The organism is Arthrobacter liuii, assembly GCF_014639275.1.
In the GTDB taxonomy this organism is placed as follows: Bacteria; Actinomycetota; Actinomycetes; order Actinomycetales; family Micrococcaceae; genus Arthrobacter; species Arthrobacter liuii.
This window is the reverse complement of record NZ_BMFW01000002.1, coordinates 23511-42422: the sequence shown is the minus strand read 5'-3', so window position 1 is coordinate 42422 and position 18912 is coordinate 23511. Positions and strand designations below refer to the sequence as shown.

Here is an 18912-nt window from a genome sequence, read left to right as displayed (position 1 = left end):
CCGTCAACTCTATGGCGGAGGCCCTGCCCGGGCATGTCCGGTTGCTGCTCCCAGCAGCGAACGCTCGCGGAGCCCGGTCCGCACCTCAACAGTCTGTGCCGGGCCTTCCGAGCAGCTAAGGACGGTGGCCGCGTGGCGGGCTGCCACTTCGGCCGCGACGGTGCAAGGGTCACCCGTGGTGATGCCGCGAAGGGCATCCGCAGCGGCAAGGGCCGCCAGGTCCGCAGCCGCTGCCGCCCTGCTTGCGAGCACGGCCGACTGGGCCAGCAGGAGCATGACCGCCATAGCCGTCATGACCACCAGTGCCAGTCCTGCGGCCAGGACCGTCCCCGAGCCGCGCTCGGGGTGATCCCCTGTGCCCCGCCCGGGATGCCCGGCAGCAGCGTGGGGCCACCGGACCCTGGGGTGGCCCCACCTGCCCCGCGGATGGAGCGGCTCCATGCCAGGCTGGCGTCTACCGGCATGATGCCGCACCTCGACTTCCTCCATCATTTGAGGCCCCTGCGGTCGGCCAAGGCGCTACCAACGCCGCTGGCAGCCCCGGTCCCCGCTGTCTCGCTCCGTGTTGACGCACGTGCGGTGAGGGTCCACGGGATCGAGGCCCCCAGGGGCCCGGGCACGTGGTCAGTGACTGTGACGCTGAACCACTCGCCGTCGGCAGCAACTGACGCGGCCGCCGAGCCGCCGGCAAGCGTCCGGACTGTCCGTTCCACCGCTGCGGGGTCGTCGCCGCGGGCCAAGGCCCTGGCACCGGCACGGGCCCCCTCCTCGATGCGCAGCTGCGTCATGCCCGCGGCGGCCCCGGCAAGCAGCATGGCCAGCAGTGCCAGCACGGCAGGCAGTGCAACGGCGAACTCTGCTGTCACGGTGCCCCGGGCGTCCGAGGCTCCATCTGCTGTTCCCTGGTCCCCTTTGCTGCAGGCAGTGTTGCCGGTTGCTGATGCTTCATTGGGTGCCCTGGGAGGCGGCATGCCCGCCGCCTGCCTCACGGGAGTGCCAGGGCGGTTCGGATGAGGTTGAGCAGGAAGCCGCGCACCTCGTCGCTGCGGAGGATGAACACGAGAAGCCCAGCAAATCCGACAGCCGCCAGGGTAGCGATGGCGTATTCCGCAGTGGCCATGCCGGCCTCTGATCCCAGCAGCCTTGCGCTTCGCCGGGCCGGGGACGGGGCGCTGCCGGAACGGGGGTAGAGCTCCACCACGTTGTCGGGCAGCGGGACGGATGCGTTTGTGGCAGCCGAGTCCAGGACGGATGATGCAGGGGCAGAAACGTACGGGGCGCCGCCGGTCCTGCGCGGGCTGCCGTCCCGTCCCGTGGGCCTCTGCCTGGAAGCGGCGAGCGCTGACGTTCCGGCGGAGTAAATGCTGCGGCGGTGGTTCATGGACATCTCATTTCCTTTCGTTGCTGCCGGTGGAATCACCGGCTGTCTTGACTCTTCCCGGCCGCATTCAAGCCGGTAAGGGAGGGGGTGCGCTAAGTGGAAAAGGTGGGCCGCTCCCGCGCTGTGGAGGAAGGGATCATCGGGTGGAGAAAGGGACCAGTGGAGGAAAAGACCATGGTGGAGGAAAGGTCCGGGGCGGAGCGATTCGCAGGGTGGAGGAAGGAATCGCTAGGACCCGGATGGCACCAGTGCCAGCAGTACCGGCACGACGCCGAGGCAGATAAAGGCAGGCAGCGAGCACAGGCCCAGCGGAATTACCAGCTTCACCCCGAGCGAAGCGGCCCTCTTTTCCGCTGCCCGGAACCGTTCCCTGCGGAGCCTTGCGGCCTGGGCGTAGAGGATCGCGGAAGACGGTGCGCCGGTGACCGCGGCGAAGCCAAGGGCGTCCCGGAGCTCCAGGATTTCCGGGAGGCGGACGGCGGAGCTGCGCCATGCTGTTTCCCAGTCGGCGCCAATGGCCAGCGCAGAGACCACCGGCCGCAGGGTGTCCCTGTACCGGGGCGCGGCGGAGGCCGCCACAAGCTCAAGGGAACGCCCGATTCCGGCTCCAGCGTCGAGCATCGCCGCCACGAGTTCGAGCATCATGGCGGTATCCTTCAAGCCTCTTCCGCGGCTCCCGGCAGGCCCCTCGGCGGCGGCACCCTCCTTTGCCCTTGAACCGGCAGGAAGCACGTGCCGCAGCCGTTGACGCGAAAGGCCATGGCCGGAACAGGCAAGCCAGACGCCTGATGCGAACAGCAGGAACACTGCAAGTCCCGGGGTCCAACCCAGTGTCATGGTGCTCCTGCCCCCGCTGCCGCCGAAACGAGCCGGGCGGACCAGGCCCTCCCCGCTGCGGTGAGGACCACGCCGCCCACCAACGCAGCCAGGCCAAGGGGTGTTCCCAGCAAGGTGGCCAGCGGATCCACGCCCAGGGCAGCGCCGAGTCCAAGACCCATCAATGGAAGCCACGTCAGGAGGCGGACCGTGGCTTTAGGCCCGGCGAGGGCCGTCTCCCGGGCCGCGTCTGCGTCATCCTCCGCTTCCAGCTGGGCTGCGAACCGGGTCAGCACGTCGGCCAGCGGACACCCGCTGGCTTCTGCGATGTCAAAGCAGGCAGCGAGCTCGGTCCAGGTCCTTGCCTCCCTGTCCCGGGGTGGGAACGCCATGGAGACCGCACGCCGGATGGCCGCCGAAACGGGAGCACCGGTAGCCGCAGCCGCCCGCGCGGATGCCAGCACCGCAGTTGAACCTTCTGACAGCCCTGTCCCGGGCGCGCGTGCCCCTTCAAGCTGCTGCCCATTTTCACCCGGGTTGCCGTATACGGTCCACAGCTCGTCCCACAGCCGCCCGGGCGTCCGTCCGCCCCGGAGCAGCGCCGCCAACTGCTGCACCACCAGGGCCACGCCCCGCCCCCGCGCCCTTGACGCGCTCCCGCCTGCCGGTCGGCGCCACGGCAGTGTCCAATCCTTCCCCGAACGTGGCGCCTTCGTGCTCCTGCCGGTTGCCGCGCGCAACCTGGAAACAGCGTTCAAGGGCGGCTTGAGGAGCAACAGCACTGCTCCGCACAGAACCATAGTGAAGACGAGGATCACAGGATGCCCCCGGAGTCCATCCCCAGGCGGGCTGCCAGCGCAGGCCATGCGGCGCCCGGAACACCTGATTCCCCAATGGCCGGCTCCACGGTCAGTCCTTCCGGGCCCTGGCCAATGAGTCCAACGCACAGCACTTCCCTGCCCCGCGGTGTCCTGCCGACATGGATGACAACATCAAGGGCGCTGGCAGCCTGCAGTTGCACGGCGTCGGGACCGAGCCCGGCGAGCGCGCCAAGGGCGTTGAGCCTTGCCGGGACGGCGGCTGCCGTGTTGGCGTGGATGGTGCCTCCGCCTCCGCTGTGCCCGGTATTCATCGCGGTGAGGAGCTCGCGCACCTCGGCACCCCGGCATTCCCCCACCACCAACCTGTCCGGGCGCATGCGGAGCGCCTGCCGGACGAGTTCCCCCAGGTCCACAGCTCCGCCGCCCTCAAGGTTCCCGTGGCGTGATTCCAAAGCGACAACGTGGGGGTGGACAGGGTTCAGTTCGGACGCATCCTCGATCAGGACCAGCCGTTCCTCCGCCGAACACAGGCCCAGCAGGGTGGACAGCAGCGTGGTCTTCCCGGAACCCGTGGCACCGCTGATCAGGAAGCTTAACCTCCTGTCCACAATGCTCTCCAGCACCGCCTGCACTCCCGCGCCGAACATGCCGGACAAGCGCAGCTCCGCCATGCTGAAAACCCGCTCCCTGCGGATCCGGACGCTCAGCAGCGTCCCGGATGTGGAGACCGGCGGCAACACGGCGTGGACACGGTAGCCGCCGGCGAGCCTGACATCGACACACGGTGAACCGTCATCGAGGCGCCGGCCGCCGGCGGCCACAAGCCTGCAGGCCAGGGCCCGCAACTGGGCCTCGCCATCGAACAGGATACGAACGCGCTCAATGCCCCGGCCGCGGTCCACCCAAACGGAATCGGGCGCGTTGACGAAGATGTCTGTTACGGCAGGGTCCCGGGTGAGCTCCTGCAGCGGCCCCAGTCCGTTGAGCTCGGCGCTGATCCGCTCCACCGCGGCAAGCGATCCGGCGGTGCCCAACAGCTTGCCAGTAGCCTGCACGGCGGCGGCCACACGCGAAGGCGTTACGGCTCCCGCCTCGGCCATCATCGACTCGCGGACGGATTCCAGCAGCCCGGAGTCGACGGTCCTGCCAGTTCCTGCAGCGTCCCGGCGTCGGAACTGGCGGCCGGCCTGGCCCGCTTCCAGGATCCGGGCGCTGCGCCGCGCGTCCTGGCTTCCCGCACCAGCTGCGCTGCCAGTTTCACGGGGCGGAGCTGGCGGAATACCCGGCGCCCGCCTCATGCCACATCCCCCGCCTGCAGGTCTTCTCCGAGCCAATCGAGCACCGTGGCGCCGAAGTGCCGGATGGTCCGCCGCTTCCCGAGGTCGAGCAGGCGGCCGGACTCCATGGCTCCCGTGACGGCCCGCAGTTCGGGTATGCGGCCGTGCACCGGCAGCCCTACGGCGTCAGCGATCAGGGCGCTGTCCAGCGCCGCTCCGGGCCGCCCCCGCACCAACAGCGCCGCCTCCACCGGTGGAAGCTCCTGCAGGAGGCGCACCGCGGCCACTGCTGCTTTCAGCTGCGCCGGCACCACCACCAGGATCCGGTCGCAGTCCCATGCCACCGTGCGGAGCGGCTCCGCACCCCTTCCCACATCGACCACAACCAGCTCGTAGCCGCGTCGGGCAGCGTCAAGCACGCCCGCCGCGGCAGCAGCAGCGACAGGAAGCGGCTGCTCCCGGGTGGCAGGCCAGGACAGGAAGGAGAAGCCTCCGGCCACGGGCAGGGAATCCGAGAGCTGCAGGGGGTCGATGCTTCCCCTGGCCTCGGCAAGGTCGGGCCAGCGGAGGCCGGGATTTTCCTCGGCTGCGAGCGCCAGCTCCAGGCCTCCTCCCCAGGGGTCTCCGTCAACCAGCAGGACCCGCGCCCCCAGCCCTGCCGCGGCCTGCGCGATCCAGATGGCCGCAGTGGTGGACCCGGCCCCGCCGCAGCCGCCGGTAATGCCAAGGACCAGTCCGCCAGGACCCGGCGAGCGCGAACGGCTGAGATGGTCCGCCAGCCACGCGGCGGCATCGGGCAGCACCGCAACACGTTCGGCACCCAGGGCAGCGGCAAGGTGCCAAAGACTGTCCCCTTCGCCATCGAGGCCCACCATGACCGCGGGTGTGCGGCGCCGCGGCGGCAGCTCCCTGATGTCACTGCCCACCAGGACGGCAGCGGCAGCATCCCAGTAGCGTCCACCCTCCACTGCATCGGGGACTACGTGCAGGTCAGCCCCGGCGGCGGCCACGATGCGCTCCACTTCGGCGCGGAGAACGCCGGACGAGGTGACCAACAGGACCTCGCCCGGCCCCGCCGGCACCGAACCACCCGTCCCTGAACCACCCGCCGCCGGACCAGAAGTCCCGGGATCATGTGGCACTGCAGCGTCCGGCAGCCACGGCGCAGCGGACGCGGCGGCACTGTCCGCCTCAAGGCTCCCACGGGATAGCGATGCCGCGTCCGGTGGCCGCCAGGAGGAACCTCCGGAGTGTTCCTGCCCGGGCGGGGATGCATTCAGCTGGTGCCTGCTCATGGAGCCAATGTGCCGCCGCTGCCTAGCACAGTTAAGGGAGCAAGTGCCGTATGTGGACAACCCGGACCTGGCCGGCTCCGGCAGCAGGGCACAATGGGAGCATGTACCTGCTGCTCGCCGCCCACCCCCGTGGCGCGGCCGTGCAGGAACTGATGCAGGCCGGCCACGCCCGGCCGGCCAACCCTGAACCCACTTTGGTGGCACTGAGCGACCTTGCCGCCGTCGTCCGTGAACTGGAAGCCAAGCGCCCCGGCGGCCAGCCGCCCCGCTGGATCTGGCACCGGACCCAGGACTGGTACCCCGCGCTGCTCGCCTCAGGCGTGGAGGTGGAACGCTGTTATGACCTCACTCTTTGCGGCAACATCCTGGCCTTTTCGCAGTTCAGTGCCCACACCGCGTACGCCAGGAACACCGACAGGGTCCCGGTGGAAGATCCCCTGCTTCCCCCGAAGGCACTGCTGCCGCCCCGTCCCCCGGCGGACCAGGCCGCACTGTTCGAGGAACCAACTGGCGCCACGCCATCGGGTGTTGCCCTTGCGGACCTTCAGTCCGAATACGCGGCCCAGCAGGGCGCACTGGCGGAGGTGGGTCCGGAGGAGAACCGCCGGAGCCGTCTGCAGCTGCTGCTCGCGGCGGAGTCCGCCGCCGCCATGGTGGCCGCCGAGATGCAGCATGCCGGCGTCCCGTGGCGGGAGGACCTGCACGAACAAATACTGGCCAACCACCTGGGTCCCCGGCCGCCCGCCGGCCAGCGGCCGCAGAAACTGGAGGCGTTGGCCGCGGAACTGCGCGCCCTTCTTAACTCCCCTGCGCTCAACCCGGACTCGCCGCAGGACCTGATGCGTGCCCTGCACCGTAACGGAATCGAGGTGAAGAGCACCCGGAAATGGGAGCTGAGGGAGTCCAGCCACCCCGCCATCGAGCCGCTGCTGGAATACAAGAAGCTCTCCCGCCTGCACACGGCCAACGGGTGGTCCTGGCTGGACGCCTGGGTGGACGGCGGCCGGTTCCGCCCCGAATACGTGGTGGGCGGCGTGGTTTCGGGCCGCTGGGCGTCCCGTGGCGGCGGCGCGCTGCAGATCCCGCGCCAGGTCCGCGGCGCGGTGCACGCCGAGGCAGGCCACAAGCTCATCGTCGCGGACGCCTCGCAGCTGGAACCGCGGGTCCTGGTCGCCTTGGCGCAGGACTCCTCCATGGCGGAGGCCGCCAGGGACCAGGACCTCTACGCCGGCATCGCTGCCAAGGGCTTTGGCGGGGATCGGGCGAAAGCGAAAATGGCCCTCCTGGGCGCGATGTACGGCGCCACCTCCGGCGAGGCAGGCCGCCTGATGCCGCAGCTGGCACGCACCTATCCGCGTGCCGTCGACTTTGTGGAGCGCGCGGCGCGGTCGGGCGAAGCCGGCGGGACAGTGACAACCAGGCTGGGCCGCAGCAGCCCTCCACCGTCGGAACGCTGGTTCCTGAGCCAGCGCTCCACCACGGCGGAGGAGCAGCGCCGGGCCGAGTCCATCGCCCGGTCAAGGGGGCGTTTCACCCGGAACTTCGTGGTCCAGGGCTCGGCCGCGGACTGGGCGGCGTGCTGGCTTGCGGAATTACGACGGCGGCTGCGCACCTTGCGGACGGCAGGAACCGCCGGGAGCGGCGGCCCCGTGCGGGCCGAATTGGTCTTCTTCCTGCACGACGAAGTGATGGTGCATGCACCGTCCAACAGGGTCGACGCCTGCATCGAGGCCATCGAGGAATCAGCCGCGGCAGCGAAGGAACTGTTGTTCGGCCCAATCCCCGTCGAGTTCCCGGTGAGCCTCGCCGTCGTCGACTCCTATGACCTCGCCAAATAGCTCCCCCAAGGCCTGCCTTCGAGACGCAAGGTAACCTACCCGGCGGTAGCTATGCGGGTCCGTTGACGGACGTTACAGTCAAAACTGCGACTGAACCAGACCGGTCCGCACGCTGATGCAACGACGCATACCAGGGAGGTCCCCATTTATGGCGGGAAGATTTGAAATCCACCGCACGGCCGACGAGTTGTACCGGCTTCGGCTCACCGATTCCGATGGCAACACAGTTGCAGTTTCGCCAACCTTCAAGTCCCTGAACCTGCTCCGCGACGGCATCAGGGCCATGCGTGAGAACGCCGCCACCGGGGTCGTAGTGGACTTGCGCCAATAGGCCTGGAAGCTAGACCGCCATCGGATGCAGCCGGTTCCGGTCCCAGGGAACCGACCAGCCGAGTTGGTCGAAGAGGCCGCTCAGTACAATGCCGGTGAAGCCCCACACCACCACGCCGTTGACGGTGAAGGCGGGGCTGTCGAAGGTGCGGCCTGCGCGATGGACCGTGGCCATCACGCGGTTGTCCGGGTCGAGAAGGTCCCGGACAGGCACGCGGAACACCTGGGCCGATTCGCCGTAGTCCACCACGCGGACGGGAGAGGGTGACTGCCACCAGCCAAGGACCGGCGTCACCAGGAAGTTGCTGTGGGCCAAGCCCAGTTCCTGGAGCGTACCCAACACTTCCACCCCGCCTGAATCCAGGCCGGTTTCCTCCTCGGCTTCCCGGAGCGCAGCCGCCACGGGGGTCTCGTTCCGGTCGATGCTGCCGCCAGGGAACGCGACCTGTCCGGGGTGGGACCCCAGGGTGTGGGCGCGTTCAAGGAGCAGGACGTCCAGGTCTGCCGGCGCCAGCGGTTTGCCGGACTTGGCCGGGACGTCATCGAGTACGCCGAAGAGCATCAGGACGGCGGCCCTGCGGGCTCGTGCGGCGTCAACGGTCAGTGCGGCCCAGCGGGGATCAGGGGGCCCGGCCGTTCCGGATTCCGCCCGCCTGACCAGCCCGGCGAGGTCGTCGCGTGCGCTCATGGGGTCCTCTTTTGGGAGGCCATCCGGATTTCCGCTGCCCGGTGTTGTTCGGACAGGTACTGCTCCAGCAACGCCTCGCTGCCGGGCGCCAGCTCATATTTGAGGAGTTTGGCTGCCTTGGCCGGATCGGTCTCCCCCAGCCCATAGCTGGGGCACCAGTTGGCCACCGGGCAGGCGCCGCAGGCGGGCTTCCTGGCGTGGCAGACGCGGCGGCCGTGGAAGATCACCCGGTGGGACAGCATGGTCCAGTCCTTGCGCTCGAACAGCTCCCCCACGTCCTGTTCAATTTGCACGGGATCCTCGGACTGGGTCCACCCAAACCGCTTCGCCAAACGGGCGAAATGCGTATCCACGGAGATGCCCGGGATGCCAAAGGCATTGGCGAGCACCACATTGGCCGTCTTGCGGCCCACGCCGGGCAACGTGACCAGGTCTTCCATCCGGCCCGGAACCTCGCCGTCAAAGTCATCCACCAGGCGGGTGCACAGTGCGAGGACGTTCCTCGATTTGGCACGGAAGAATCCGGTGGGCTTGAGGATGGTCTCGAGCTCCGTGGGGTCCGCCTCTGCCAGGGACCGAGCACTGGGATAGAGCGCGAACAGCACTTTGGTGACCTGGTTGACCACGACGTCGGTGGTCTGGGCGGACAGGACGGTAGCCACCAGCAGTTCGAACGGGTTGCGGAAGTCGAGTTCCGCATGGGCGTAGGGGTATTTCTCGGCCAAGGCCCTGTGGATGCGCCTTGCCCGCCTTTTAAGCGCAAGGACGGACTCGGAGGAGACCAGGGGCATCCCGGCGGCCTGGCCTGTTCCGGCCCCCTTCCCGGCGGGAACGCTCCCGCCGGGGCCTGCCACCTGCAGCCCGGCCACGGGGGTCAGCCGCGCTCGATGTTGCTGAGGTCGCGCAGGACGCCCAGCCGTCCGTCAGTATGCTGGACCAGGAATTCGTGGCCGCGGTCCTCGAGTGCCAGCACCCAGCCGCCAGGTTCGATGACGAAGGCCGGAGCACCGGTACGGGGGTCGAAGGCGGTGCGGTGCTGGGCGACGGCAAACCAGAAGGCCTCGTGGATCGGCTGGCCTTCAGCCTCCTGGTGGCGGCTGTCCGGGTCCACCGTTGCTCCGATGGGATGGTCGGAACGGACCTGCTGGTGGACCGCGGTGGCTGCCGGCGGCTCCCAAGCCGCCTGGGGAGCATTGGCTGTAGGGGCACCCCCGTGCCGGGTTTGTTCCGCGGCAGGCGTTGCGGCAGGACGGACGACGTCGGCCGCCTGGGTGGGCGGCCCGGCGTCCACTTCAGGGGTCCGGTCGGAGGCTTCGGGGGCTGTCGATACGGGCGTTGAGCTTCCGGTCCGGGCACCGGTGGCACCCGCGCCGGCACCTGCTGCAGCCGTTGCCGCACCGGCGGATGCGGCACTGCTGGTTCCTGCATTGGGCGCTCCCGCATTGGCAACCCCTGCACTGGCCACGGGAACGGCAGCGGTGGCTGGCGCCTGCACAGACGGGGCAGGCGGGGCAGGCTGAGGGCTGGAACCGGGGCTGGTGGACCCGGGCTGGACCGCGGAGGACCCTGCGCCCGCGCCGCCAAAGAGCCCGGCGCCCTTCATGCCTTTCGAGCGGGTGGCACCGTTGTCAGGCTTTGGCGCTTTGGGGACCCGCGGCATCCGCGCGGGGACAGCGGCTTCTCGTGCCACAACGTGGGCCGGCACCTCGGCCCGGTCCTTGAAGTCGCCGGAGAGGTACGGAAGGAAGCGGGCCAGCACCGTGGCAGCGAAGAGGACCAGCGAGCCGATCAGGCCCACCAGCAGGCTGGTCACAAAAGCGCCAGCAACCGACAGGAAGAAGAAGGCGACGGCAAAGGAGGCCACCACGGAGGCGAACTGGTCGATCGAGAGCGAACCCACCCGGATCCTGGTGGCAGGGGCCAAGCGGCGTGCCGCGAACAGGGCGCTGGCGATCAGCGGCAAAATGATGCCTAGCCCCAGGAAGAACAGGTTGTTCAGGTTCCACAGGTTGTACCGGGCACCGAAAAGGGGCAGCAGGGACGCGACAAACAGGATCAGGGTGCCGGCGAAGACGGCCAGGTCGCGCACGGTGAACGGACCGAGAACCGCCTGGTTGGCCTTCGGGTCGATCTTGGCGAAACCAGCTTTCTGCCCTGCAGCCGGTCCCTTGGCGGGGTTGCCGGTGGCCGTGGGGTGCCCTGGTCCCCCGGCGGCGGATCCGGGGCCTCCGGGCACTGCCTCGGTGTCCGGGCCCGTTCGCTGGCCGTAGCTCTGCTGGTTCATTCTGCTCTCCTTAGCGTGGCGGCACCGGGCCCGGTCCGGACCCGAAAACTGTGCCGTCTTGACATGCGGTGCCGGTCCGGCAAGGCACTGGTGGAGCCTGGCCGGAGCGGTCCGAAGTGAAGTCACAATTCCATCTCAGCCTAGTCAACAGCCAGGCTGATCACTAGCCGGCGCAGGCCTTCCGGCACCCGGGACGGGTCATGAAGACACCATTCACCGCTTAAAAAATGCCGCTCGCGGTCGTGTCTGTGACGGGGAGCACAGAGGATGCGCGGCAAGCATTAGGCTTGGTTGCGGAACAGTTCCTTGCGGTTTGTCCGCCCCCGGCTGGAGCCCAGTGCCGTGCGAACGGAGGGCCATGCGGTGGCGGCGTGCCGCGCGGCAAAGATCGATGAATGATGAGGTTCACATGTCCCAGGACACTCCCAGCTCCACGGCCACCGTTCCGTCCGCTTCCGCCCAGCCGGCAGGCCAGCAAGGCCACCAGGGCGATGCCTTTGCGAACCTGCTGCATGAGACGCGTACCTTCCCACCCTCCCCGGAGTTCGCGGCCGACGCCGTTGTCACCGCAGCCGAGTATGGGGAAGCGAATGCTGACCGGCCGGCGTTCTGGGCCAAGAAGGCACGGGAACTGCTGACCTGGAGCAAGGACTTCACCCAGGCACTGGACTGGTCCAATCCACCGTTCGCCAAATGGTTTGTCGGTGGTGAGCTCAACGCCGCCTACAACGCCCTGGACCGCCACGTCGAGGCTGGCAACGGGGACCGCGTCGCAATCTATTTCGAGGGCGAGCCCGGCGATACCCGGACCTACACCTACGCGCAACTGACCGAAGAAGTAAAGAAGGCAGCCAACGCCTTCGAGTCCCTGGGCGTGGCCAAGGGTGACCGGGTGGCCGTGTACCTGCCCATGATCCCGGAGGCCGTCATCACCCTCTTGGCCTGCGCCCGGATCGGCGCGGTCCACTCAGTCGTGTTCGGCGGCTTTTCCGCCGAAGCACTCCGTTCACGGATCGATGACGCCGAGGCCAAACTCGTGGTTACCGCAGACGGCACCTATCGCCGCGGCAAGCCCAGCCCGCTCAAAGCGGCCGTCGACGACGCCCTGGCCCATGACGGCCACACGGTGCAGAACGTGGTGGTGGTCAAGCGCAACGGCCAGGACGTGGACTGGACCGAGGGCCGGGACCACTGGTGGGCGGACACCGTGGACACGGCCCCCGCCGAGCACACCGCTGTGGGCCACGATGCGGAGCACCCGCTGTACATCCTGTACACCTCCGGGACCACCGGGAAGCCCAAGGGCATCCTGCACACCACCGGCGGCTACCTTACCCAGACCGCCTACACCCACAAGGCAGTCTTTGACCTGCACCCGGAAACGGACGTGTACTGGTGCACGGCCGACGTCGGCTGGGTCACCGGCCACTCCTACGTCGCCTACGCCCCGCTCCTCAACGGCGCCACCCAGGTCATGTACGAAGGCACCCCGGACTCCCCGCACCAGGGCCGCTGGTGGGAGATCGTGGAAAAGTACAAGGTCTCCATCCTCTACACCGCGCCCACAGCCATCCGCACCTTCATGAAGTGGGGCGCGGAGATCCCGGCGAAGTACGACCTCTCGTCCCTGCGCGTGCTGGGTTCGGTGGGCGAACCGATCAACCCGGAAGCCTGGATGTGGTACCGCAAGGTCATCGGCGGCGACAAGGCTCCCATCGTGGACACCTGGTGGCAAACCGAAACGGGCGCGCAGATGATCGCCCCGCTTCCCGGAGTCACCGCCACCAAGCCCGGCTCGGCACAGGTACCGCTGCCCGGCATCGCCGTGGACGTCGTGGACGAGATGGGCGAGTCCGTCCCCAACGGCCACGGCGGCTTCCTGGTCATCCGCGAACCCTGGCCGTCGATGCTGCGCGGGATCTGGGGTGATCCGGAGCGGTTCAAGGACACGTACTGGTCCCGGTTCGAGAGCATGTACTTCGCCGGGGACGGCGCCAAGAAGGACGAGGATGGGGACATCTGGCTCCTGGGCCGCGTGGACGACGTCATGAACGTCTCCGGGCATCGCCTCTCCACAACGGAGATCGAATCCGCCCTGGTGAGCCATCCCTCCGTTGCGGAGGCCGCCGTCGTGGGCGCCACGGACGAAACCACCGGCCAGGCCGTCGTGGCGTTCGTCATCCTTCGCGGCGACGCCGTGAACAACGGCGATGCCACCGTCCAGGAACTGCGCAACCATGTGGGCAAGGAAATCGGGCCCATCGCCAAGCCCAAGAACATCCTCGTGGTGCCGGAACTGCCCAAGACCCGGTCCGGCAAGATCATGCGTCGACTGCTCAAGGATGTGGCCGAAGGCCGCGACCCCGGCGATGCCACCACCCTCTCCGATCCCACCATCATGCAGCAGATCGCAGCTTCGCTCCGGAAGTAACCGGCACCGATATGGCGACGGCGCCGCCCGGCTTGGGTGGCGCCGTCGCCGTATGCTGGGAGCCAACCTGTAACCCGCGTTGAAGGATCCGCCTCCATGCTGCCTGCCGCCCGACATCAAGCAATCCTGGATGCAGTACAGCGGGAGCGGGTGGTCCGCGTATCGGACCTGGCCCACCAACTGGGCGTCTCCTTGATGACCGTGCGGCGGGACATCGAACTGCTCGAAGAGGGCGGCAAGCTGGAACGTATCCACGGCGGCGCCAAGCTGCCCGGTGACGCCAGCACGCATGAGCCCGGGTTCGAGCTGAAGTCCACTCAGCTGACTGCGGAGAAACGCGCCATCGCGGTGGAGGCGGCCACCCTGGTCCATGAGGGCATGGCGGTGGGCTTGAGCGCAGGCACCACCACGTGGGCGCTTGCCAGGGAACTGGCCGGGGGTCCGCGCGTCACCGTGGTGACCAACTCGGTCAGGATTGCGGACCTTTTCCACCATGCTGCCTCGTCCGGCTCAGCCCGCCATGCGTCCACGGTGATCCTCGTGGGTGGCGAGCGCACGCCGTCGGACGCCCTGGTGGGCCCCATCGCGACCGGAGCCCTCAAGCAGCTGCACCTGGACGTCCTGTTCCTGGGCGTCCACGGAATGGATGCCGATGCCGGGTTCACCACGCCCAACCTGCTCGAAGCCGAAACCGACCGCGCCTTCGTGGCAGCCGCGCGCAAGACTGTAGTCCTTGCGGACCACACCAAGTGGGGCATGCTGGGAATCAGCTCAATCGCCGCCCTGGATGAGGTTGATGAGGTCATCAGCGACGCCGGGCTCAGCGCCGAAGCCCGGCGGGTCCTGCAGGAGCGGGTAGGGCGCCTGCGACTGCCGACGGTGCAGTCGGCCGGCTAGGGGCAGCCGCAGGATTGGCGTATGTGCAGGTTGGTGGGGAAAATCCGGTGCCGCGGCCTCTCGCCCCTGCTGGCTCCCACGAGTGCCGCCACGGCAGCCTCCGCCATGGCAGCCACAGGCTGTTCAACAGTGGTCAGCGGCGGCCAGGAGTATTCGGAGTCGGCCGAACCGTCAAAGGACGCCACTGCAATGTCGCCCGGGACGGAAAGTCCCGCTTCATGGATCGCCCGCAGGAGCCCTATTCCTTGCATGTCGGACGTGGCGAAGATCGCCGTTGGCCGATTTACCGATGCCAGCAGGCGTTGCCCGGCGCTATAACCTCCCGGACGGGTGAAGGCACTGTAGGAAATGGGCCCCTCGGGCAGGCCTGCTGCCTGGAGCGCCTGCCGCCACCCCACCTCGCGGCCGTCCGTTTCCCCCGAGACATTGGTTCCCATCGCCAGGCCGATGTTGGAGTGTCCATGACCGATGAGGTGCTCCACTGCGGCCTTGGCCCCCGCTGCCAGATCCACACCGATGCTGTTGAATCCGGGTGCGTCACGTTCCTGGTTGAGCAGCACTGAGGCACCCCATCGATTGCTCCGTGGATGTCGTTTTAGTCGCTCAAAACGACCCTTACCCAGCGATCGATGGGGTGGGGGCGTAAGAATGCGCGGCGGGCAGCGCCAAGCGATAGATTTGCAGGCATGACTGAAGCCTCCTCCACTGTCGAAGCCGGCCGCGGCACCATCCTGGTCATCAATGGCCCCAACCTGAACCTGCTCGGCACCCGGGAGCCGGAGAAGTACGGCACCTCCACCCTTGCCGACGTGCAACAGTTGGCCACTGTAGCGGGCGAAAAACACGGTTTCGCGGTGGAGTGTGTCCAGTCCAACCATGAAGGGGTCCTGCTTGATGCCATCCACGCAGCCCGTGGAACGGCGGCGGGAATTGTCCTGAACGCCGGCGCCTTCACGCACACGTCCGTGGCACTGCGTGACGCCCTGGCCGCTGTCCAGCTGCCCACCGTCGAGGTTCATATCACCAACGTGCACCAGCGGGAGGAATTCCGGCACCACTCCTACCTGTCCCCGGTGTGTGCGGCGGTGATCGTGGGCGCAGGGGTATTCGGTTACAAACTTGCCATCGACTACCTGGCCGAGGTCCTGTAACCGGCAGGTACTACTTCTGGATGCACTGCCCGGAGGAAACGGGTGAGGACAGTCCAGGCGCCTGGCCTGCGACAGGGTCCAGGTCATTCATGGTGATGGCGAATCCTACTTCCGTGTCAGAAGTGGCCTTGGCGAAAATCACGCCGGCTACTTGGCCATCAGTGGTGAGCAGCGGGCCGCCGGAGTTTCCGGGCTGCACGTCCCCGGCCAGGCGGTAAATGTCCTCAGGCGAGGGGTTATTGCCGTAGATGTCCGGGACCAGGACCGTGGCGATGTCCTGGACTGTGGCGGGCTTGGACTGGAAGGGTCCGCCGTGCGGGTACCCGGCGAAGGCAGCTTGGCTGCCGCCGGGCAGGTCTCGGCTGAGCGGCAGCGGCTGGGAGGGCAGCTTGTCCACGGCCAGGACCGCCAGATCGCGCCTGGTATCGAAATACACCACACGTCCCGGCATCGCCCCGCCGTCGGGCATCTCCACAACAGGCTGCGACACGCCGGCAACGACATGGGCATTGGTCACCACGCGGTCCGGGGCAACCACGAAGCCGCTGCCGGTCTGGTTCTGGCCGCATTCGTAGGCCGTGCCGGCGATCCTCAGGACGGACTGCGCCGCCTTGTTGAGCGCCGGCGTATTGGTGCTGGTGTTGGGCACCTGGACCGCCTGGCCCTGGTCCAGTCCCTCGATCAAGGTGGGGATGCCGTTGCCGATCACCGTGGAACGCAGCTGCGCCATGGTGGCCTTCACTGGAGTCGGGGTGAGCCCATCGATGAAACGGATCACTTTGGACTCCGCCAGCTGCTGCGACACGACAGGCACCCCGAGGGAGCTGACGCTGAACGCCAGCATGGACATCACAAGCGCAGAGACCACCAGGTTCAATGCCCCGCCCACCAGCCGGTCCACTGCCCGCAGCGGCCGGATCCGCACCACGCCACGAAGTTGCCGCCCCACCATGGTGCCCAGGCCATGTCCCAGAGCCATCAGGACGACGGCGGCAGCGATGATGGCGGTGAGCCTCCACCCGGAGTCCTCGACGAAGGTGCTGACGAGGGGAACGGCAAAGAATGCGGCGACGGCGCCGGCCGCAAACCCGGCGAGGCCGCCGACAGTGACCAGGAACCCGTTGCGGAGGCCGTAGACCAGGTATGACAGCAGCGCCAGGATCAGGACGATGTCCAGGACAGTCAGGCCGACCACAAAGGCTCCTTATTAACAGTTGAAGCCCCATTCTAGTGGCGGACGCTGACAAAATTCTGTGGGGTATGGCACCCCTTGGTGGGCCCATGCCCGGGCGCCCGCAGGCGTTTCGGCTGCCAAGTTCGTCACAGAACCTTGAAAATTCTGAAACAATGGCACAAGCGCCACAGCCGATACTTTTACGTAGGAGATTTCATGGACATCGAGGTACTGCGCCGAGCACCCCTTTTCGCCACGCTCGACGACGACGCATTCCGTCTGCTGACGGACGAGCTCACCGAGGTGGACCTTTCCCGCGGCGCATCGGTGTTCCGCGAGGGCGACCAGGGTGACCAGCTCTACTTCATCGTCTCCGGCAAGGTGAAGCTCGGCCGCACCTCCCCCGACGGCCGCGAATCCCTCCTGGCCATCCTCGGCCCGGGCGAGCTCTTTGGCGAGATGGCGCTGTTCGATCCCAGTCCCCGCACCGCCACCGCCACCGCGGTGTCCGAAACCCGGCTGGCCGGGCTCAAGAATGAGAGCCTGAACGCCTTGCTGCGCACCCGCCCCGAGGTGTCAGCCCAGTTGCTGCAGGCCCTGGCCCGTCGCCTGCGCCGCACCAACGACTCCCTGTCCGACCTCGTCTTCTCCGACGTCCCGGGCCGCGTCGCGAAGGCCCTCCTGGACCTCGCCGACCGCTTCGGCCGCCCGGCTACCGACGGCGTCCTGGTTGCACACGAACTCACCCAGGAAGAGCTTGCCCAGCTGGTGGGCGCTTCCCGCGAAACCGTCAACAAGGCCTTGGCCGAGTTCGTCCAGCGCGGCTGGCTCCGGCTCGAGGCCCGCGCCGTGGTCATCCTGGACATGCAGCGCCTCCGCCAGCGCTCCCGCTAAGGAACCAACAGACCAAATGAAAAAGGCCGCCCCGTGGGGCGGCCTTTTTGGTACCTCAACGCAGGGTCAGCTCTTCGCCACGTCCAGTTCGACGACGGCCCATGACAAGGCGGGAAGGCTGAGGCGCAGCTCGGAGCCGTTGGCCTTTGCTCCCTCAAGGGGCCTCAGGCCCACCCGGCCAGGGTTCTCCTGGTTGTTGATGGTGAAGCGGTCGCCGCCGTCGGGGATTTCCAGGACTTCTGCCCGGAGCACCCGTTGTGCGTCGAAGCCGCGCAGGTTGACCTCCACGTCCGCCGCCTCTTCAAGGCCGCGGTTGGCAAGGAACAGGGCCACGCGGCCCGTGTCCTCGTTCCAGGTGGCGCTGACATCGACCAGGTCGGTGTCGCCAAACCGCGCGTTGGCGTACTTGTCCGAGTCAACCGACAGCCGCAGGATCTGGCCCTTGGCAAGTCCTGCCATCTGTGAGAAGGGGTGGAAAATGGTCTGGCGCCAGGCAGGCCCGTTCTCCTCGCTGAAGATGGGGGCAATGACGTTGACCAACTGCGCCTGGTTGGCGATCTTGACCCGGTCGCCGTGGCGGAGCAGTGAGTTGAGCAGGGTACCGACGACGACGGCGTCCGTCACGTTGTATTTGTCCTCGATGACCCTGGGGTGCTCACGCCAGCCGGCCTTGGAGACGTTGTGCGGCTGGTCCTCCGTGTCCCGGCCGCGCTGGTACCAGACGTTCCATTCGTCGAAGGACAGGTTGATGTGCTTCTTGTGCTTGCCCTTGGCCCGGACCGCGTCGGCGGTGGCGATGACCGATTCGATGAAGTAGTCCGTGTCCACCGCACTGGCCAGGAAGCTGCCAACGTCGCCGTCGCGCTCCTGGTAGTAAGCGTGCAGTGAGACGTAGTCCACCTGGTCGTAGGCCTGGGACAGGACGGTCTGCTCCCAGGCCCCGAACGTGGGCATTCCTGAGTTCGAGCTTCCGCAGGCCACCAGTTCAATGCCCGGATCAACCAACCGCATGGCCTTGGCAGCCTCTTGTGCCAGCCTCCCGTACTCTTCGGCGGTCTTGTGGCCGATCTGCCAGGGGCCGTCCATCTCATTGCCCAGGCACCACAGCTTGATGTTGAAGGGGTCCTTGTGGCCGTTTCTGGCCCGCAGGTCCGAAAGACGGGTGCCGCCGGGATGGTTGGCGTACTCCACGATGGCCCGGGCGGCATCCACTCCCCTGGTGCCGAGGTTGATGGCTTCCATGATTTCGGTGCCTGCCTGCCGGGACCAGTCCACGAACTCGTGGAGGCCGAAGGCGTTGGTCTCCACGGTGTGCCACGCGCCGTCAAGCCGGCGCGGGCGTTCTTCGCGGGGGCCGATTCCGTCTTCCCAGTCATAGCCGGAGACGAAGTTGCCTCCGGGATAGCGGATTACGGTGGCCCCGAGTTCCTTGACGAGCTTGAGGACGTCCTGGCGGAAGCCGTTCTCGTCCGCCTCGGGGTGGCCCGGTTCGTAGATTCCGGTATAGACGCAGCGGCCCATGTGCTCCACGAAGGAGCCAAACAGTCGGCGGGGCACCTCTCCGATGGTGAAGTCGCGGTCGAGGGTGATTCTGGCGCGGGACATAAGAACTATCTCCTTGGTTGTGCAACAGGT

The 18912-nt window shown here is 67.7% G+C and carries 18 protein-coding genes and 1 pseudogene; 6 read left to right on the top strand and 13 right to left on the bottom strand.

Going from position 1 to position 18912, the window contains the following annotated elements; genetic code table 11:
* Window positions 1-9: 9 nt before the first annotated feature.
* The 7 genes from IEW19_RS23880 to ssd form a co-directional block, all read right to left on the bottom strand.
* The gene (locus IEW19_RS23880) at window positions 10-492 is read right to left on the bottom strand and encodes an Rv3654c family TadE-like protein (protein ID WP_268236230.1); all 483 of its coding nucleotides are present in this window, start codon (window positions 490-492) and stop codon (window positions 10-12) included.
* Complete coding sequence (locus tag IEW19_RS02145) at window positions 489-971, bottom strand: TadE family type IV pilus minor pilin (RefSeq protein ID WP_308419963.1); 483 nt, start codon at window positions 969-971, stop codon at window positions 489-491. The genes IEW19_RS23880 and IEW19_RS02145 overlap by 4 nt, the downstream gene beginning before the upstream one ends.
* A gap of 14 nt (window positions 972-985) precedes the next feature.
* The gene (locus tag IEW19_RS02140) at window positions 986-1387 is read right to left on the bottom strand and encodes a DUF4244 domain-containing protein (protein WP_188570052.1); all 402 of its coding nucleotides are present in this window, start codon (window positions 1385-1387) and stop codon (window positions 986-988) included.
* A gap of 222 nt (window positions 1388-1609) precedes the next feature.
* Window positions 1610-2218: a type II secretion system F family protein gene (locus IEW19_RS02135; RefSeq protein WP_188570051.1), complete on the bottom strand. Its 609-nt coding sequence runs from the start codon at window positions 2216-2218 to the stop codon at window positions 1610-1612.
* On the bottom strand, window positions 2215-2997 hold the full coding sequence (locus IEW19_RS02130; RefSeq protein WP_188570050.1) for a type II secretion system F family protein: 783 nt from the start codon (window positions 2995-2997) through the stop codon (window positions 2215-2217). Before IEW19_RS02130 ends, IEW19_RS02135 begins: the two co-directional genes overlap by 4 nt.
* Window positions 2998-3011: 14 nt before the next feature.
* Window positions 3012-4316, bottom strand: a complete 1305-nt coding sequence (locus IEW19_RS02125) for a TadA family conjugal transfer-associated ATPase (RefSeq protein WP_188570049.1) — start codon at window positions 4314-4316, stop codon at window positions 3012-3014.
* The gene (gene ssd, locus IEW19_RS02120; RefSeq protein WP_188570364.1) at window positions 4313-5353 is read right to left on the bottom strand and encodes a septum site-determining protein Ssd; all 1041 of its coding nucleotides are present in this window, start codon (window positions 5351-5353) and stop codon (window positions 4313-4315) included. The genes IEW19_RS02125 and ssd overlap by 4 nt, the downstream gene beginning before the upstream one ends.
* 338 nt (window positions 5354-5691) lie before the next feature.
* Here ssd and IEW19_RS02115 point away from each other — a divergent pair, with 338 nt between their 5' ends.
* Window positions 5692-7428 (top strand): bifunctional 3'-5' exonuclease/DNA polymerase, encoded by a 1737-nt coding sequence (locus IEW19_RS02115; RefSeq protein WP_188570048.1) that lies wholly within the window; start codon window positions 5692-5694, stop codon window positions 7426-7428.
* Between the two features lie 148 nt (window positions 7429-7576).
* Window positions 7577-7759, top strand: a complete 183-nt coding sequence (locus tag IEW19_RS02110) for a YegP family protein (protein WP_188570047.1) — start codon at window positions 7577-7579, stop codon at window positions 7757-7759.
* Between the two features lie 9 nt (window positions 7760-7768).
* Here the strand turns inward: IEW19_RS02110 and IEW19_RS02105 are convergent, their stop codons facing one another.
* From IEW19_RS02105 to IEW19_RS02095, 3 genes are all read right to left on the bottom strand, one after another.
* Window positions 7769-8446 carry an NUDIX hydrolase gene (locus tag IEW19_RS02105; RefSeq protein ID WP_188570046.1) on the bottom strand — a complete coding sequence of 226 codons (678 nt, stop codon included), beginning with the start codon at window positions 8444-8446 and terminating at the stop codon, window positions 7769-7771.
* Window positions 8443-9237, bottom strand: coding sequence for an endonuclease III (gene nth, locus IEW19_RS02100; protein ID WP_188570363.1), 795 nt, complete (start codon window positions 9235-9237; stop codon window positions 8443-8445). The genes IEW19_RS02105 and nth overlap by 4 nt, the downstream gene beginning before the upstream one ends.
* A gap of 83 nt (window positions 9238-9320) precedes the next feature.
* Window positions 9321-10730 (bottom strand): energy-coupling factor transporter transmembrane component T family protein, encoded by a 1410-nt coding sequence (locus tag IEW19_RS02095; protein WP_188570045.1) that lies wholly within the window; start codon window positions 10728-10730, stop codon window positions 9321-9323.
* Between the two features lie 409 nt (window positions 10731-11139).
* On the opposite strand from IEW19_RS02095, the gene acs reads away from it, so the two are divergent.
* Both acs and IEW19_RS02085 read left to right on the top strand, forming a co-directional pair.
* Window positions 11140-13161 (top strand): acetate--CoA ligase, encoded by a 2022-nt coding sequence (gene acs / locus IEW19_RS02090; RefSeq protein ID WP_188570044.1) that lies wholly within the window; start codon window positions 11140-11142, stop codon window positions 13159-13161.
* Between the two features lie 96 nt (window positions 13162-13257).
* The gene (locus IEW19_RS02085) at window positions 13258-14058 is read left to right on the top strand and encodes a DeoR/GlpR family DNA-binding transcription regulator (protein ID WP_188570043.1); all 801 of its coding nucleotides are present in this window, start codon (window positions 13258-13260) and stop codon (window positions 14056-14058) included.
* On the opposite strand, the pseudogene IEW19_RS02080 reads toward IEW19_RS02085, so the two are convergent.
* Window positions 14055-14621, bottom strand: a pseudogene (locus IEW19_RS02080) (LacI family DNA-binding transcriptional regulator); the annotation flags it as partial. The gene IEW19_RS02085 and the pseudogene IEW19_RS02080 sit on opposite strands and share 4 nt — an antisense overlap.
* 123 nt (window positions 14622-14744) lie before the next feature.
* Between IEW19_RS02080 and aroQ the strand changes: the two are divergent.
* Entirely contained in the window at window positions 14745-15209 is a 465-nt protein-coding gene (gene aroQ, locus IEW19_RS02075) for a type II 3-dehydroquinate dehydratase (protein ID WP_188570042.1), read from the top strand.
* Window positions 15210-15219: 10 nt separating this feature from the next.
* Here aroQ and IEW19_RS02070 read toward each other — a convergent pair whose 3' ends face one another.
* Window positions 15220-16404, bottom strand: coding sequence for a MarP family serine protease (locus tag IEW19_RS02070; RefSeq protein WP_188570041.1), 1185 nt, complete (start codon window positions 16402-16404; stop codon window positions 15220-15222).
* Window positions 16405-16599: 195 nt separating this feature from the next.
* Between IEW19_RS02070 and IEW19_RS02065 the strand changes: the two genes are divergently transcribed.
* Window positions 16600-17277, top strand: coding sequence for a Crp/Fnr family transcriptional regulator (locus IEW19_RS02065; protein ID WP_011775987.1), 678 nt, complete (start codon window positions 16600-16602; stop codon window positions 17275-17277).
* Window positions 17278-17343: 66 nt separating this feature from the next.
* Here the strand turns inward: IEW19_RS02065 and arfA are convergent, their stop codons facing one another.
* Entirely contained in the window at window positions 17344-18882 is a 1539-nt protein-coding gene (arfA, locus tag IEW19_RS02060; RefSeq protein WP_188570040.1) for an arabinosylfuranosidase ArfA, read from the bottom strand.
* Window positions 18883-18912: the final 30 nt, after the last annotated feature.

Coding starts and splice junctions, on each gene's coding strand:
- IEW19_RS23880 (WP_268236230.1), bottom strand. CDS start 492: ATGATGGAGGAAGTCGAGGTGCGGCATCATGCCGGTAGACGCCAGCCT.
- IEW19_RS02145 (WP_308419963.1), bottom strand. CDS start 971: ATGCCGCCTCCCAGGGCACCCAATGAAGCATCAGCAACCGGCAACACT.
- IEW19_RS02140 (WP_188570052.1), bottom strand. CDS start 1,387: ATGTCCATGAACCACCGCCGCAGCATTTACTCCGCCGGAACGTCAGCG.
- IEW19_RS02135 (WP_188570051.1), bottom strand. CDS start 2,218: ATGACACTGGGTTGGACCCCGGGACTTGCAGTGTTCCTGCTGTTCGCA.
- IEW19_RS02130 (WP_188570050.1), bottom strand. CDS start 2,997: ATGGTTCTGTGCGGAGCAGTGCTGTTGCTCCTCAAGCCGCCCTTGAAC.
- IEW19_RS02125 (WP_188570049.1), bottom strand. CDS start 4,316: ATGAGGCGGGCGCCGGGTATTCCGCCAGCTCCGCCCCGTGAAACTGGC.
- IEW19_RS02115 (WP_188570048.1), top strand. CDS start 5,692: ATGTACCTGCTGCTCGCCGCCCACCCCCGTGGCGCGGCCGTGCAGGAA.
- IEW19_RS02110 (WP_188570047.1), top strand. CDS start 7,577: ATGGCGGGAAGATTTGAAATCCACCGCACGGCCGACGAGTTGTACCGG.
- IEW19_RS02105 (WP_188570046.1), bottom strand. CDS start 8,446: ATGAGCGCACGCGACGACCTCGCCGGGCTGGTCAGGCGGGCGGAATCC.
- nth (WP_188570363.1), bottom strand. CDS start 9,237: ATGCCCCTGGTCTCCTCCGAGTCCGTCCTTGCGCTTAAAAGGCGGGCA.
- IEW19_RS02095 (WP_188570045.1), bottom strand. CDS start 10,730: ATGAACCAGCAGAGCTACGGCCAGCGAACGGGCCCGGACACCGAGGCA.
- acs (WP_188570044.1), top strand. CDS start 11,140: ATGTCCCAGGACACTCCCAGCTCCACGGCCACCGTTCCGTCCGCTTCC.
- IEW19_RS02085 (WP_188570043.1), top strand. CDS start 13,258: ATGCTGCCTGCCGCCCGACATCAAGCAATCCTGGATGCAGTACAGCGG.
- aroQ (WP_188570042.1), top strand. CDS start 14,745: ATGACTGAAGCCTCCTCCACTGTCGAAGCCGGCCGCGGCACCATCCTG.
- IEW19_RS02065 (WP_011775987.1), top strand. CDS start 16,600: ATGGACATCGAGGTACTGCGCCGAGCACCCCTTTTCGCCACGCTCGAC.
- arfA (WP_188570040.1), bottom strand. CDS start 18,882: ATGTCCCGCGCCAGAATCACCCTCGACCGCGACTTCACCATCGGAGAG.